The sequence below is a fragment of the Thiothrix winogradskyi genome (assembly GCF_021650935.1).
Classification (GTDB): Bacteria; Pseudomonadota; Gammaproteobacteria; order Thiotrichales; family Thiotrichaceae; genus Thiothrix; species Thiothrix winogradskyi.
This window is the reverse complement of the sequence record NZ_CP091244.1, coordinates 3,643,588-3,659,147: the sequence shown is the minus strand read 5'-3', so window position 1 is coordinate 3,659,147 and position 15,560 is coordinate 3,643,588. Positions and strand designations below refer to the sequence as shown.

13 protein-coding genes are annotated in these 15,560 nt (G+C 46.4%); 4 read left to right on the top strand and 9 right to left on the bottom strand.

Annotated features, from left to right (window positions below):
- Nucleotides 1-16: 16 nt before the first annotated feature.
- Nucleotides 17-589: a Uma2 family endonuclease gene (locus L2Y54_RS18100; RefSeq protein WP_236498046.1), complete on the top strand. Its 573-nt coding sequence runs from the start codon at nt 17-19 to the stop codon at nt 587-589.
- A gap of 10 nt (nt 590-599) precedes the next feature.
- Here L2Y54_RS18100 and L2Y54_RS18095 read toward each other — a convergent pair whose 3' ends face one another.
- From L2Y54_RS18095 to L2Y54_RS18085, 3 genes are all read right to left on the bottom strand, one after another.
- On the bottom strand, nt 600-1,325 hold the full coding sequence (locus tag L2Y54_RS18095; protein WP_236498045.1) for a sulfotransferase family protein: 726 nt from the start codon (nt 1,323-1,325) through the stop codon (nt 600-602).
- 166 nt (nt 1,326-1,491) lie between these two features.
- Nucleotides 1,492-3,090 carry a LeoA/HP0731 family dynamin-like GTPase gene (locus tag L2Y54_RS18090; protein WP_236498044.1) on the bottom strand — a complete coding sequence of 533 codons (1,599 nt, stop codon included), beginning with the start codon at nt 3,088-3,090 and terminating at the stop codon, nt 1,492-1,494.
- The gene (locus tag L2Y54_RS18085) at nt 3,090-5,030 is read right to left on the bottom strand and encodes a GTPase domain-containing protein (RefSeq protein ID WP_236498043.1); all 1,941 of its coding nucleotides are present in this window, start codon (nt 5,028-5,030) and stop codon (nt 3,090-3,092) included. The genes L2Y54_RS18090 and L2Y54_RS18085 overlap by 1 nt, the downstream gene beginning before the upstream one ends.
- A 93-nt stretch (nt 5,031-5,123) precedes the next feature.
- Here L2Y54_RS18085 and L2Y54_RS18080 point away from each other — a divergent pair, with 93 nt between their 5' ends.
- Nucleotides 5,124-6,482: a transposase gene (locus L2Y54_RS18080; protein WP_236498042.1), complete on the top strand. Its 1,359-nt coding sequence runs from the start codon at nt 5,124-5,126 to the stop codon at nt 6,480-6,482.
- A 461-nt stretch (nt 6,483-6,943) separates the two neighbouring features.
- Nucleotides 6,944-8,632, top strand: a complete 1,689-nt coding sequence (locus L2Y54_RS18075; RefSeq protein ID WP_236498041.1) for an AAA family ATPase — start codon at nt 6,944-6,946, stop codon at nt 8,630-8,632.
- Between the two features lie 23 nt (nt 8,633-8,655).
- On the opposite strand, the gene L2Y54_RS18070 is transcribed toward L2Y54_RS18075, so the two are convergent.
- Together L2Y54_RS18070 and L2Y54_RS18065 are read right to left on the bottom strand one after the other, a co-directional pair.
- Nucleotides 8,656-8,979: a hypothetical protein gene (locus L2Y54_RS18070; RefSeq protein WP_236498040.1), complete on the bottom strand. Its 324-nt coding sequence runs from the start codon at nt 8,977-8,979 to the stop codon at nt 8,656-8,658.
- Nucleotides 8,980-9,158: 179 nt separating this feature from the next.
- Nucleotides 9,159-10,877 (bottom strand): proline--tRNA ligase, encoded by a 1,719-nt coding sequence (locus tag L2Y54_RS18065; protein WP_236498039.1) that lies wholly within the window; start codon nt 10,875-10,877, stop codon nt 9,159-9,161.
- A gap of 124 nt (nt 10,878-11,001) precedes the next feature.
- Between L2Y54_RS18065 and L2Y54_RS18060 the strand changes: the two genes are divergently transcribed.
- Nucleotides 11,002-11,862: a D-hexose-6-phosphate mutarotase gene (locus tag L2Y54_RS18060; RefSeq protein WP_236498038.1), complete on the top strand. Its 861-nt coding sequence runs from the start codon at nt 11,002-11,004 to the stop codon at nt 11,860-11,862.
- 118 nt (nt 11,863-11,980) lie between these two features.
- On the opposite strand, the gene L2Y54_RS18055 is transcribed toward L2Y54_RS18060, so the two are convergent.
- The 4 genes from L2Y54_RS18055 to lysM form a co-directional block, all read right to left on the bottom strand.
- A complete protein-coding gene (locus tag L2Y54_RS18055; protein WP_236498037.1) occupies nt 11,981-13,414 on the bottom strand; it encodes a cryptochrome/photolyase family protein in 1,434 nt (477 codons plus the stop codon).
- Nucleotides 13,411-14,364 carry a MerR family transcriptional regulator gene (locus tag L2Y54_RS18050; RefSeq protein ID WP_236498036.1) on the bottom strand — a complete coding sequence of 318 codons (954 nt, stop codon included), beginning with the start codon at nt 14,362-14,364 and terminating at the stop codon, nt 13,411-13,413. The genes L2Y54_RS18055 and L2Y54_RS18050 overlap by 4 nt, the downstream gene beginning before the upstream one ends.
- Before the next feature lie 156 nt (nt 14,365-14,520).
- Nucleotides 14,521-14,991, bottom strand: coding sequence for a YidB family protein (locus L2Y54_RS18045; RefSeq protein WP_236498035.1), 471 nt, complete (start codon nt 14,989-14,991; stop codon nt 14,521-14,523).
- Nucleotides 14,992-15,009: 18 nt separating this feature from the next.
- Entirely contained in the window at nt 15,010-15,453 is a 444-nt protein-coding gene (lysM, locus tag L2Y54_RS18040; protein WP_236498034.1) for a peptidoglycan-binding protein LysM, read from the bottom strand.
- Between the last annotated feature and the right edge of the window lie 107 nt (nt 15,454-15,560).

Below are 15,560 nucleotides of genomic sequence, written 5' to 3'. Positions count from 1 at the left end.
TAAGCCGAGGTATGGGATGGAAGCACGCAAATTTGCGACAGTCGATGACTTGCTAATGGCTGCATCCGTCGATGGGCGCATTGAACTGATCAGCGGTGAAATTGTGAAACGCCCGATGGCGCGGTTCGCTCATGCGCAGGTGCAATCGGGTCTTTCTGATGAAGTTTCCCCCTTCAAGCGCCGTAAAGGTGCAGATGGCTGGTGGATCGTGACGGAAATCAGCGTGCGTTACAGCGAACATCATTGCCCAACCCATGACCTTGCGGGATGGCGTAAGGCGCGTGTGCCTAATCCGCCGGAGGGTGTGGTGGATATTTTGCCTGATTGGGTGTGTGAAATTACCTCGCCGGGGCATGAAAGCAAGGATTTGGTGATGCACCTGATGCGCTTGCAGGTGTGCCAAGTGCCTTATTATTGGGTGCTTTCACCAGAGAATAAAACTCTGATTGCTTATGAGTTGGCGGGAGAGCATTACCGCGTGGTGTTTTCCAAGGAGTGTATCGGGGTTGAAGATTGCCAGCGGGTGTTTATTCCCCCGTTCGCTGAACAGGGGATTGATTTGGGGTATGTGTTTGGGGTGCAGGCGTAAAAGCCGACTATTAGCAATGCTGTTTGGCGTAGTGCAGCAATAAAGCACGGCTGCTTTGATAAGCCTGTTCTGCCTGTTGCAATAACGTCGCATCCAGTTCCACATCATCCACCGCTTCCTGAAAATCCGGTAATATTTTGCCGGTGTGAATGAGCGGTGAAGTATCCCCCGCACCGGCTACGCCCGTTTTGGCAAAGCTGCCGTATTCACGCGCTAACGGTTCAGCTACGCCTATCCATTGCTGTAACTGGCTTAATAAGCCGTCGGTGTCAGTACAGACTTTTTCGGTATCAAAATAGTAATAACGTTGTGGGTGTTGTTGGGCGAAATCGGTAAGGATTTGCAGCCGTTCCAAGTAATAGTCGGTTGCGCCAGCGGGTTGCGCATACAAATCATCGGTGGATTTTTGCCGGAATAGCTTAATGATGCTTTTAATGGTTGGCTCAGGTTGGCGCAACGCAATAAAAATGACGGCATCTTGCAACGCTGGCAGGCTTAAATTCAGCCGATAATCGTTGTGCAGCAGTTTATCAAATTGATAGTGACTGTCGGGTTTTAAGCTATCGTGTTGGCTGTAATCGGCGATTTGCTGGGCTAAATCAGCGTCGCTGAGGTAGCTTTGGTGCATTTCGTAATAGCCATTGATGCGTGGGTGTGAACCGATAATATGCCCCAACAAACTGCTGTAGGCTCGCATGTGGCTGAGTAGGAAGATTCGGGAATAGGGGTAGGTCATGGTTTAGGGTTTCCGGTCAAATTTTCGGTGGATTCGCTTAATTCTGTGATCTAGGAGTCTGTCAAATAAACTGCGTAACAAATTTTCATAGGGCTATTCTAGAGCATCAACAACCCAAGCTCATCGGCAGCAATGAAGCGGAATTACTGTCCGGTGCGGCGCTTTGTTAGCCCAAATTATCTACATTTAGTTGGCTACTGATCTCATCTATACTTGCTATAGTTTGCTCAATACCTCTTTTACTATCTTCAAGTGAAAGAAGTACTTTCTTCGTTTCTGCGGTAAATGGAAAGTAGTTTTCAGTATAACTTTCTTGCGTCATATTTTGAATTAATCCTTTGAAAGCATTTTCAAGTTCATTTTTTATTTCATTCCTTTTCTTATCCATTTTTATTTTTGACCAGATACTTCCAGCAAATTGAATGACTTCCATAACTATCGGCATTGCTTTTAAGAATTTAGCAAACTTAAGAGCATCCCAAGGCTTAAATTTAAAAGGCAGTTTTAGGAAATCTCTTGCTTTGATAACAGCATCAGCAATTTTTCTAGTAGGAGAACTTAACATTCCTTTTATCACCGATTTACCCGTATCTGATAATTTTCCAAGAATTTCATTTTGCAATTTTGAATGATAAATTAACGACTCCTCTAATGATTTAAATATCTCCTTACTTTCAGTCAACAAATTTCCAGTGTGCTTCTTTATTATCAAATCAATTTTTTCCTGAAGGATATATCCATCTTTGCCCAATCTCTTTTGTATAACGTCACTCAACTCCTGCATATTACTTACTGCATCTATATCAACCAATACATCTCCTCTTAATGATATGAATTCCTCTTTTATGTTTATGTAGCTTCTACTAATATCTTTTTCTAACACTTGAATACGATTATTGTATTCATTTATTTGACTGCCCAATAGATCGGCTTCAGAAATTAAAGATATTTTTATCTCGTTTAGTTCTGAAAGTGTTTGCACACTAGTATCGCGAATTACACTAACGCCTGCTTTTACAATAAGGTCATTTTTATATGTTGTTTTAAACTCGGAAATTAATAGTTCAAGACTTTCAATTCTTGAGAGTTTTTTATAGTTATGATTTTCCTTCCAAAATTTTAAGCCTTGCCCAAATGGGTCTGCCGAAATACATATTATTTTAAGATTGTTATTAACTCCTATTACCTCGTGAATAGCATCAGACACAACCTTTTTTTTAATGATTGAGTTTTTATGAAAATCTTCGTCGTCCTCTAAGTCTGATACTTCATCCATCTTGTTTATGACAAATATTGTTGATTCAATTTTTTTTAAATCTGCTAACAGCCATTTTACAGTTTGCAACTGAGACTCTTTTAATGGATTCACGGGATCAACCGTGTATATAATAATATTAGCCTCAGATATGTATTTTTTTGTCCGTTCATCATGGATTAAATTTTCTGAAAAAAGTCCAGGAGTATCAATTATCTTATAATCTTTGAATAAATATGTTTGAACCTTGTCGGTAGTTGGCTCAGGAGAAATATCAATATCAAGCTTGTCAATAATAGTAGATAATATGGTTGATTTCCCATCTGAAAAAGCACCGAAAAAAGCGATAGAAAATATATCATATTTAATATTCTCTATCGCTTTATTAACTTTAGATATCAGGACTGATATGTCAATAGAAAACTCATATTCGATCCGAGATAGTTTCTTGGATAAAGACTCCAAACTTTGAATAATATCTTCTTTTCCTTGAGTCAAGTTTATATTCATTAATTACTCCTACGTTTTACTCTTTTAAATTTAAATTTATTATTGTCATTCGATAATAATGCGTTTGCAGCGCGAAAATTAAATTCATCGTTGGCAAGAAAAAATTCATCTCCAGTATATATTCCAGCTTCATTCAGCCAGTCACGGTATGATGAGTATAAATCTAATTTTCTGAGTCTAAAAATTTTTAGAAGATAGTTTTTGACATTTTCATTGACTTCGTAACCTATTACAATAGCTTGTGAAAGCTGTAAATCTAAATATGAAAACGTAACACTATCTCCAAGAATTCTTTTCATTAGCAACAAGCTTAGTGCTGTCTGAGACTTTTTGATCTGTAAAACTTTATCGTCGATTGCGATACTTATTTTTTTTAAACCTTTCATACTTTCATGCAATTGAAGAACAGGCTTTTTCGTATTTTTTTGTACACTAATAAGCTCTCTTTCAATATCGTGCCTAATCTTATTTTTAACATCATTTATCATTGAGTCAATTTTACTAACAGCTTCGCTTTTTGCTTCACGTTTTCTTTTGTCAGGATCACCAAAAAACCAATCCCATATTTTTCTTGCTAAAACTAGCACTCCAGTAATAACACCAAGAATAGGATTTATACCAAAAGCCGAAACAACTCCCCATATAGACAGACCAACATCCAATACTTGCCCCAAGACATATTTAAAATTGATCTCCAGTGATTCCAAGATACTTCCGAGATCAAAGTCTCCTTTAAGATTTAAAAACTGCATTTGGAGTGACATCCTGTTTTTGAACTCTTCTATCTTGGCTTCTATTTCCTCTTTCATAGAAGATAAAAGTTTTTGAATATTTTTATTTAATTTTTTTGATTGTTCTTCTCTTATGTTGTCGAGTTTGGATTTTATTGAAATCTCGCTGTCATTATTATCTATCCCCTTATTAACTGTCTTTTTAAGCTCAACTCTCATAGAGTTAATATTCACATCTAGGCTAGATAATATCTCGGATTCGTATTTGCAAATAACCTTGTCAACTTCATCTAAGTATTTTTCAGTTAGCCCATTTGCTTCTTTTAAGAATGAGTCAAAATTCTTTTTTTCTCTCAGAATATTAGACAGAATAGAGCTAAGGTTTTTTATAAACTTATAGGTGTTGGAAATAATAATTTCATTTTCTACGTCCTTTTCAAAGGCATCAAGAAGCGTATATATTTCTTGGATATTAGAAAATTTTTCTATTTCTGATTTATTGGCAAATATTTCTAATGCTTTAATTTGGTCATTTGCAAACCTGCTCTTTGCAATCCTGTCATTTTTCAATAATGCAAGATGACCATTGATGACAATATTGCCAGAATAGTTTTTGCCTAATAGCTCGGAGAATTTGCTTTCTACTCGGCTTTCCACAATAGCTATATTTGTATCTTTCAGTTCTTTTTTGAATTTATAGACCGTCGGTTTTCCTCGTACATTAATTATCGAGTAAACTTTGACATTATCTTTTAGGAAAATTCGTATTTTCGATATAGTATTCTCTTCTGGCTCTTTGTTTGTTCCAATAACATAAAAAATAATGTGGGATTTATTAACGGCTTTATGAATGTTGTTTATTACTTGATGCTCTCTGCCTTCGATACCTGGCATATCTATTAAGTTGATATTTTTGTATGCTATTTCGTTAACGTTTTTGGTGAAGTCTTTGTATCCTTCACCAATACTTCTTCCGTCGCCATTTATTAAGGATTCGATGACTGTGCTTTTGCCAGCGTTAGTTTCTCCAAAAAAGGAAACATTCAATTTATCCCACTCTGTTATTTCAGATAATATTTCAAGATGATGCTTGATATTTGAAATGCCTTTAAAAATAACACTTCTAATATTTTCAAACGACTCTATAATTTGTTTGTCTATCACATTATCCAATGATAAATCATCAATGTTATTTAAAGATGCGATCAAACTAGTTACCAAGTTTGAAATATCAGCAATTCCCGCCGATCTTAAAATGACTGTATAATCATGGTCTTGTAAAACGAGTCACTGTGCAACGAAATGCCTGCAAAACCACCTCCCCTGCCTCTTGTCGGTAGCCTGAAGCTACGCAAGACTCTCTCAGCCCCCGGATTGCTGGAACGTGTGCGCGGCTGTTTCAGTGAAGTCACTGACCACCGCAAAACCAAACCCGACTATCCCTTGGTTGACGTGTTGATGTCAGGGCTTGCCCTATTTTCGTTGAAAGACGGCTCACTGTTGCAGTTTGACAAACAGCGCGGGGACAAGGCACGACGGCACAACCTGAAAACCCTGTTTGGCATCCCCGATGCTCCCTGTGACAGCCAAATGCGCACGGTATTGGACGGGGTAAAACCGCAGCGTCTGCGCCCGGTATTCCGCGCCATCCATCAGGAACTGCAACGGCAAGGCATACTGGAAGGCTACCGTTTTCTAGGAAAGTATTTAGTCAGTATTGATGGAACAGGTATTTTTAGCTCTGGGGCTATCTCTTGCCCGGATTGTTGCATTAAGACACACAAGGACGGACGTGAGGAGTATTACCACCAGATGCTGGCGGCAGTGCTGGTTCACCCTGACAAGAATACCGTATTACCCTTTTTCCCAGAGGCCATCACCAAGCAGGATGGCAGCAAGAAAAATGATTGCGAACACAATGCCTCTAAACGGCTCATCCCCCAGTTGCGCCAAGACTTCCCGCGCATGGAGATGATCCTGCTGCAAGATGCCCTTTCCTGCAATGCACCGCACATCCGTCTTCTGAAGTCAAACGGTTACAGCTTTATCATTACCGCCAAAGCCCGTAGTGGCAGCCTATTACTGAAGACGGTATTGGACGGGTTAGCCAATGGCAGCACCCAAGAATTGGCAGGCACGACAAGCAAAAAGTTACGGTGTGGCTACCGTTATGCCAACGACATCCCGCTCAATCATGCCAACCAAGACGTGCGGGTCAACTACATCGACTACTGGGAGGAACGCCCCGACGGTACAACCTTTATCTATGACTGCGTGACTGACATCCCCCTCACCGCCGACAACGTGGCGGATGTGGTACGCGCAGGCCGTTCCCGCTGGAAGGTGGAGAACGAAACCTTTAACACCCTTAAAAACCTCGGTTACAACCTCGAACATAATTACGGTCATGGCAAGCAACATCTTTCCACTGTGTTCGCCACCCTGATGATGTTGGCCTTCCTGATCGACCAGATTCAGGAAGCTTGCTGCCAGTACTTCCAAGCCGCCCGCACCCGCTTACAGAGCCGTACCGCATTGTGGGAGAAGATGCGTGGGATGTTCCGTGAGCATCTGATTAGCGATTGGGAGTCCTTCTATGCTGCCATCATTTGGGGTTATGAACATGCTGACCTGACACCCAAAGGCATTCGCAGCGGATGAAAATCAGGCTTGAGGGTACGCTGGGGTTTTCCAACAGGGTGTTGGGTTATGCAAAAGTCAGGCGGTATTCGGGCAGGCTTTCAGGGCTTGGAGGGTATGGTTGTGCCCGTAAAAATCAAAGCCCTCGCAAGCCTGCGAAGCTCTGATTACCGATGGATAGCGGGAATTGCTGTTGAAATATCCTTTTTGTATGTTGACTCCATTGCTTCCTTCTTATGGGAATTATAGTTTACTATGTGAAAGCTATGCCAATTAGTCTATGAAGTTACCTGTGCTATGCAGTATCTTGTCCGCATATTCACCATGACATATTTCCTATTTATCAATCAATCACTATTATTACACATTAAAAATGTTAATAGTATTATTTTTTATGTGCATGGTCTTCGTTGGTGGCAACGCCGTCCGACTCACTGCAATATGCTATCATCTGCGACTATCACCACCGTGCAGGACGTGCCATGAAAATCCCCTACGGCTTGAGCAATTTCAAGAAAGTCATCACCGAAGGTTTTGTCTATGTGGACAAAACCGCCTACATCGCTGCGTTAGAGGCCGATGGGCAGTACCACTTTCTGTTGCGCCCGCGCCGTTTCGGTAAAAGCCTGTTCATCTCGGCACTGGAGTATTACTACGACGTAAAGCACCAAGCAGATTTCGAGGCGATTTTTTCCCAACTCCATATCGGGCAACATCCCACCCCGACGCGCAGCAGCTATCAGGTGCTGTTCATGGAGTTCAGCGGGATTGCTACGGATAGCGCGGAATCGGTCGAGCGTTCATTTACGCATAAAGTCGGTGTGGCTTTGAAAAGCACGCTGGAACGCTACGCTTACCCAGCCGCAGCCATCACCAGTGTTGATAAAAGCTATTCTTCCTACGAAAAAATGGAAGCCTTTTTCAGTGCGACCCGTGGGCAAAAAATATTCCTGTTGATCGACGAATACGACCATTTCGCCAATTCGATGCTGGCGGATGACCCGAAGCTGTTTCAAAGCGTGATGGGGAAGGGCGGTTTCGTGCGCAGTTTTTACGAAACGATCAAGGCAGCCACTCAGCGCGGCACAGTAGATCGTTTGTTCATCACAGGTGTTACCCCGTTGATGCTCGACAGCATGACCAGCGGGTTCAATATCGCCAGAAACCTGTCGCTGCACCGGGATTTCAACGCTGCAATGGGCTTCACTCAAACAGAAGTCGCGGCTTTGATTCAGCCATTGGTTGAAACCTGCCAGTTGGATACCAACGTTTTGTTGGATGACATGGCACACTGGTACAACGGCTACCGTTTTCACCCCAAAGCAACCGAAACGGTATACAACGCCAATATGGTGCTGTATTTCCTTGATAATTTCCGCTTGGAAGAATGCGCTTACCCCGAACAAATGCTGGACGAGAATATCGCCTCCGATTACCGCAAAATCATGGCACTGTTTGGCATCGGCGACAGTGAAGCCAATTACCAAGTGCTGGATGAGTTGGTCACGACTGGCACGGTAAAAGCCCAACAGCAACGCAAGTTTGAGCTGGACAAAAATTTCAGCCGTGACGATTTTATCAGCTTGCTGGCTTACATGGGGTTTGTGACCATTAGCGGCAGCACCCTGACACAAACGGTGTTTGCCATCCCCAACGATGTGATCCGCGAACTCTATTTCCACTACTTCAAGGTGGAACTGGAACGCCGCAACCAGATCAGCATCCCCAATCAATCCTTGACGCAAGCCATTGAACTGTTGGCGTTGCAAGACGACATCCAGCCGCTGCTAAATGAAATGCAGCGCGTACTACAGGTGCTTTCCAACCGCGATTTTATGAAGATGGATGAAAAGCACATCAAAACCTTGCTGCTGACGCTGCTCTACCATTCGCCGGTATATTTCATCCAGAGCGAGCGCGAGATGAATCACCGTTACCCCGACATCCTGCTGCTGGAACGCAGCCCGTATGCTGTGCCGCATCAGCATCTGATCGAACTGAAATACGCCAAAAAATCCGAAGGTGTAAAAGGTTGGGAAGCCAAGCGGGAAGAAGGCATTGTGCAAGTGCAAGGCTATTTGCAATTGCCCGAAATCGCCGCATTACCCAAACTCAGCGCATGGGTGTTATTGACCAATAGTGAACAACTGGATGTGGTGAAAGTACAATAAATTTCTGAATTGGCGCTGATTCGCTATGTCAACAGCAGCCAACTCGCGAATAATACCCCCGCCACCATCACCCAGCCCGGTAGTGATGACGCGGGAGCTTTTTTCTTCGGCTTACCAGATAAGGCGGCTTCCAGCTCTTTGCAAGCATCCGCGTGAACCTTAACCTCATAAGCCCCCCCAATGATCTTGGACTCAATCAGTTCTTTACGCAGTTGCTCTTTAATGCCTTCTTTTATCCCCGCCAATTTGCCGACTTGTTTGCCCTGTGCAAGCCCCTGTGAATAGCCCAACCATGACCCTGCTGCCGCACCCAACAGCAATAAAAACGACACTGTAAGAATATCCATAATTAGCCCCGAAATTTGCCCGACGAAAGCCATGAGTGAATTATCGTAAAATAATGGTAGGGTTGCCGTGATGGCTATCACATTGTGGTTAAGTTTGGATTAAAGTTGTGAAAATATTGCATCGAATGCAAGGCGGGAGCAACCCTTGCGGCTGCTCCCTTGCGGTGTTGATGTGGGGATTAGTTGCTCAATTTTCCCTGAATAAAGGTAAAAACATCCGCCACTGGCACTTTCACGGCATCGCCACCGCTACGTGCTTTGTATTCAATTTCACCGGCTTGCAAGCCGCGCTCGGAGATAATAAGGCGGTGCGGAATGCCCAGCAATTCGTGGTCGGCAAACATGGCACCGGGGCGTAATACGCGATCATCCAATAACACATCCACACCTGCTGCTTGCAATTGCGCATAAAGTGCTTCCGCTTGCGCTGCCACATCCGGCGATTTCTGCATATTCAGCGGCGCAATCACCACGGTGAAAGGCGCAATCGCCGCAGACCAACGGATACCAAATTCGTCGTTATTTTGCTCAATCGCCGAGGCAACCACGCGGGAAACGCCGATGCCGTAACAACCCATCGTCATCACCTGTGCCTTACCGTTTTCATCCAATACCGTGGCGTTGAGTTTTGACGAATAGGTTTTGCCTAATTGGAAGATGTGACCCACTTCAATACCGCGTGCGATGGAGAGCGTGCCGCAACCATCGGGGCTAGGGTCGCCTTCGATCACGTTACGCAAATCAGCGACTTGCGGAAGCGCGACATCGCGTTCCCAGTTGATGCCGAAAAAGTGTTTGCCATCGACATTCGCACCCGCGCCGAAGTCGGACATATTCGCTACGGTGCGGTCAGCTACCACTGGAATGGTCAAACCGACCGGGCCTAAAGAGCCGGGGCCTGCACCGATCAGGGCACGAATTTCATCTTCGCGGGCAAACTGCAACGGCACGGCAACGCCGGGGATTTTTTCCGCTTTGATTTCATTGAGGGTATGGTCGCCCCGCACCAGCAAGGCAATGAAGGCGTGCTCGGAGCCTTCCGCCGCTGCGACGATCAAGGTCTTAACCGTTTTTTCAATCGGTAAACCGAATTGCGCCACCAATTCCTCGATGGTTTTGGCGTTAGGCGTGTCGACTTCGCGCATCGCTTCAGTGGGCGCGGCGCGTTCGGCAATCAGGCACACCGCTTCTGCCAATTCGATATTCGCGGCGTAATTGCTGCCACTGGCGAACGCAATCGCGTCTTCACCGGAGTCTGCCAACACGTGGAATTCGTGCGAAGCGTTGCCCCCAATCGAGCCGGTATCCGCTTGCACCGGGCGGAAATTCAAACCCAAACGCTGGAAGATGCGCGAATACGCCGCGTACATCGCGTCATAGGTTTCTTGCAGCGATTCTTGGGTGAGGTGGAAAGAATACGCATCCTTCATCAAGAATTCACGCGCACGCATCACCCCAAAACGCGGACGCACTTCGTCACGGAATTTGGTTTGAATCTGGTAGAAATTGATCGGCAATTGTTTGTAGCTGCTCAATTCCTTACGGGCGTAATCGGTAATGATTTCTTCGTGCGTCGGGCCGTAGCAGAAATCACGGCTGTGGCGGTCGCGGATGCGCAGCAATTCAGCGCCGTATTTTTCCCAGCGCCCGGATTCTTGCCACAGTTCAGCGGGTTGGATGGATGGCATCAGCACTTCAATCGCACCGGCGTTGTTCATTTCTTCACGCACAATGGCTTCGACTTTGCGCAACACGCGCAAGCCATACGGCATCCAGGTATACAAACCGGAGGCGAGGCGGCGGATCATGCCAGCACGTAACATTAATTGGTGGCTGATGACTTCGGCATCTGCGGGTGTTTCGCGCAGCGTGGTCAGGGGAAATCGTGAAACTCGCATGGTGTTATCTTCTATCCGGTATGGGAAAGCGCTGATTATAGGATTCCGCGTGTTTTCCTGCATCCCCTTCTTACATTTTGCCCTATAATCTGGCGGCGATTTTAACCATAAACAGGAATGCACCATGACAATCACTCGTGTAACAGGCAACGGTGGCTTGCCGATGATCAACGTTAGCAACGACCATGCCGATGCCGTCATTTCGGTTTACGCAGGGCAAGTTTTGTCCTTTACTCCCAAGGGCGCGGCGGATGTGCTGTTTGTCAGCGACAACGCCTATTACGCCGAAGGCAAAGCAATCAAAGGCGGCGTACCGATTTGCTGGCCTTGGTTCGGCGCAGACCCCGAAGGCAAAGGTCGCCCCGCGCACGGTTTTATGCGCAACCGCATGTGGAGCGAGTGGGAAACCCGCGAAAATGCTGACGGTTCGACGACTGTGGTGTTGGGCCTGGAATCGTCCCCCGAAACTTTGGCAATTTGGCCTCATGCGTTCCGTTTGGCGATGGAAATTACCGTCGGCAAAACCTTGCAACTGGCATTGGTGACACGCAATACCGGCGATGCAGTATTCACCATTACCCAAGCGATGCACACCTATTTTGCGGTGGGTGATATTGCGCAAACGACTGTGACCGGGCTGGAAGGTACGCAATACCTCGACAAAGCGGCAGACGGCAATGGCGGAACCAAGCAGCAAGACGGTGCAATCAGCATTAACAGCGAAGTTGACCGCGTTTACTTCGGCATTCCGGCAGAACTGGCGATTGTCGATGGCGCGTTGAAGCGCACGATCCGCATTACTTCCAGCGGCAATAAAACGGCGGTGGTGTGGAATCCCTGGGCGAAGATTGCGGCGGGCATGGCGGATTTGCAGGACGACGACTACACCCGCTTCGTGTGCGTGGAAACCACTAACGCGGCGGATGATGTGGTGGAAGTGGCGGCAGGTGCGGAATTCCGGTTAGTCGCTGAATACAGCCTGTAATTCACGGAGTGAGGTTGTAACTGTTCACATTCCTCTAAAAGAACCTCACCCCCCGCCCCCCTCTCCTTGACAGGCGAGGGGGAGAAAGAAAGAGCAGTGTTTCTTAGTTGCTCTCCTGTCAAAGAGAGGGGTTGGGGTGAGGTTCTTCATCTGTGTCTGAACAATTAAACAGCATCAACGCTCGTTTGCGGCTGGCTTTCAAATCCACTATTGGCAAAGGATAATCCCGCAACCCATCGCCCAATTCACGCGGCAAATGTACCTGCTTATTATCCCGTGCGTGCAATTCTGGAACCCAACGGCGAATGTATTCCCCTTCCGGGTCAAACTTCTGGCTTTGCAAAATCGGGTTGAAAATGCGGAAATAGGGCGCAGCATCAGCCCCACACCCCGCAGTCCATTGCCAGCCGAACACATTGCTGGCTAAATCAGCGTCCACCAAGGTATCCCGAAACCATTGTTCCCCCACTTGCCAAGGCACGAGCAAGTTTTTGGTGAGCAATGATGCCACAATCATGCGTACCCGATTATGCATCCAACCGGTTTGCCACAATTCACGCATCCCCGCATCAATAATGGGAAAGCCGGTTTGCCCCTGTTGCCAACGGCTTAGCACGGCATCGTAATCTTCTGCCCAAGGGAAAGCATCGAAGCGTGCATTCAAAGCCCGTTCCTGTGTATGCGGAAAGTGATATAGCAGGTGGTAAGCAAATTCACGCCAGCCGATTTCCTGCATAAAATGCCGTAAACCGCCATCCGCTTCAGGGTGGTGCTGCAAATAGTGTTCGGTGTGGTAAACCGCCTGACGCGGGCTGATTTCCCCGAAGTGCAAATGCGGCGAAAGGCGAGCAGTGCCGGTTTGGGCGGGCAGGTTACGCGCTTCCTTGTAATCCGCACCCTGTGGCAAGAATGCCAGCAATTTTTGCATCGCAGCCGTTTCACCAACTTGCCAATGGGTCATCATGTCGGTATCCCAGCGGATTGTCGGCAGTAAGCCCAACGCATCCACAGGCAAACTATCCGGCAAGTTGGCGGGCGCAACCATACGTTCCGGTAGGGGTAGCGGCAAGTATTGAATCCCGTGTTTCAGCATCGCTTTCCAAAACGGAGTGAACACTTTGTAAGGCGTGCCATCGGCTTTCAAGACTTCCCACGGTTCATTCAGCAGGCTGGCATTAAAGCTGTGCACTTCGCAGGTTTGCTTGAGGGTTTCTTTAATGTGTTTGTCGCGGGCAAGGCTGGCGGGGTCATACACCCGATTCCAATACACATGGGTTGCGCCGGTGCTGGTTATTAATTGTTGTAAAACGGGTAAGGCAGCACCTTGACGCAATATCAAACGATTTCCCAGCGTTTGTAAACCAGCATCCAGCGCTTGCAAACTGTGGTGTAACCATACCCGACTCGCCGCACCTAATTGACTAACGGAACCGGGGAGTGGGTCGTCAATAAACACCGGAATAACGTGTTTACAAGCGCGGCAGGCTTGATAAAGCGCGGGGTTATCCGCCAGACGTAAGTCTTGCCGTAACCAAACCAGCGCTGTAGTCATACTGCTGCAACAGGCGTGAGTATAGGTATAGGGGCGGGTTCTTTCGCGAGTACTTTATCAAGGGTTAGACAAATATCGCTTAACTCGGCGGGTAGCCAGTGAATATTGCGTAACGGTGTGGGGTCGGACAGCGCTTCGGCGCTTGCTTCACCACTTAAAAATACGGTGATTTGGGTCATAATGCTTAGGGCTTGCAAACTGCTGGATACGCCAGTGTTGGGTAGTAGTAATGCATCAAATTCAGTGCGTCCGATAATCAGCGGCAAATGATCCAGCGTGGTTTCCGTGCCGAGCAAACTGACCTGATACCCGTGTTGGCTAATAATATTAGCGAGTAGTAGCGTTTCCAATTGCACAGCATGAGTTTGCGTATTCACCAGCAATACTCGCCTGCCATTAGCTCTGCTGTTGTAATGCAGGTAGCGCGAACCGAGTTTCACACACAAAAATTCATGCAAGAAAGCGTAATCAGCGCGGGTAGACGGTAACATTGCCTGTTGTTGCCACAATTGTTGATACAGGGGCAAAATCAATTTCTTGGCGACTAATTCCAACGAATACAGCGATACCGCTTCATTAAACGTGTGTTCCAGTGAGCGGGTATCCAGTTTGTGGATGCAGTGCTGAAACAGCGAGCAATAGTATCGCCAAGGGTCGTCAGTTTGTACGTCTTGAGCCGTGCGCAACAGGATAGGCGGGGTGTCACCGCTGTCGAGTACGTCACGCACGCGCCCTACCGGAATACCCTGGTCCAGCAATACCAGCACTTGTTTGACACGCTCAACATCTTGACGGCTGTAAAGGCGATGCCCTTTCGGGGTACGGCGCGGTTTAAGTAAACCGTAACGGCGTTCCCATGCGCGTAATGTTACCGTATTCACGCCGGTCTGTTCGGATACTGTGCCAATAGGGAACAGGGCGGCAATGTCGTTGGCGTTGGGATCAGTCACAGAATTCATAAGATTTGTAGCAGCTTTGTACAGTAATTAGTTAACTATAGGTGAGATGCTAATAACAAAACAGTATTCTCATGAAAATTAGGGTTTAAAGCAAAAAGCCGCCCCCTAAGGGGCGGCTTCATAATCTAAGCAAGATTTCAGTGCGTCTTAGCGACCAAACAGCTTGCTTGCCAGACCGATAGCACCAGATACGCCACCGACAGAATTCAACAGGCTGCCCATATCTAACGAGCCATTAGGGGAAGCCTTATCCACGACTTCTGGAACAGCCGCTTGCAAACCTTGGAGCGCTTGCTCTTGACTAATGCCCAATTGTTGTGCAAAAGCTGCAATCTTGTCTTGACCGAACATCTGGGTCAATTGGCTACCACTGGGTTGGATATTTTGACCAGTTCCTATCCAAGAGTTCACCAGCGAGGAAAGACCGGATTGTTGATTGCCCTGCATTCCTGAAATCATGGATGCCAGACCACCTAAACCGCCTGCTTGCGCTTGGTTTTGACCACTGCCCATGAGACCCATGAGTGCAGACGCTATTTCAGTCATTTCCAACTGACCATTACCATTTTTATCCAATTGACTTTTGAACAATTGAACACCGATTTGCATTAAATCCATGTGTGTCGATACCTGTATTTAGATGTTTTTAGGAATACGAATTTTCTGACCAGGGAAGATCTTGTCAGCGTCTTTGATAACTTCGCGGTTAACTTCGACGATTTTGGTATATTTTGAACCATTGCCGTAAGCTTTTTCAGCGATTTTCCACAGGGTATCGCCTTTAACAATGACGTAGAATTCGTCATCACCACCGACTTGGCTGCCGTCAGCAATGGTCATGCCATCCGCTTTCACGGACTCGATACCCATTGCGTTACCCGCCATCAGCACGGCTTTTTCCAGTGCTTCAGCCGATTGTGCCTGACCTGTTAATACTGCAACGCCATCTTTTACTTCAACTTGCAAGCCTTCAACGCCGGGGTTGTCTTCATTGATGTGTTGAGCCAGTGCAGCAGGCGCTTCCTCTTCCTTACCGAAGATTTTCTTACCAATGTTACGGGCAAAATCAAACAGTCCCATCTTATTTTCTCCTATGGTTTACGTATGGATTAGTCTCCACCCGTAGTATAGACGCTATTCAACCAAAATTAACAATTGGCCTGACGGTCAGTCGGCAAATCTTGTTG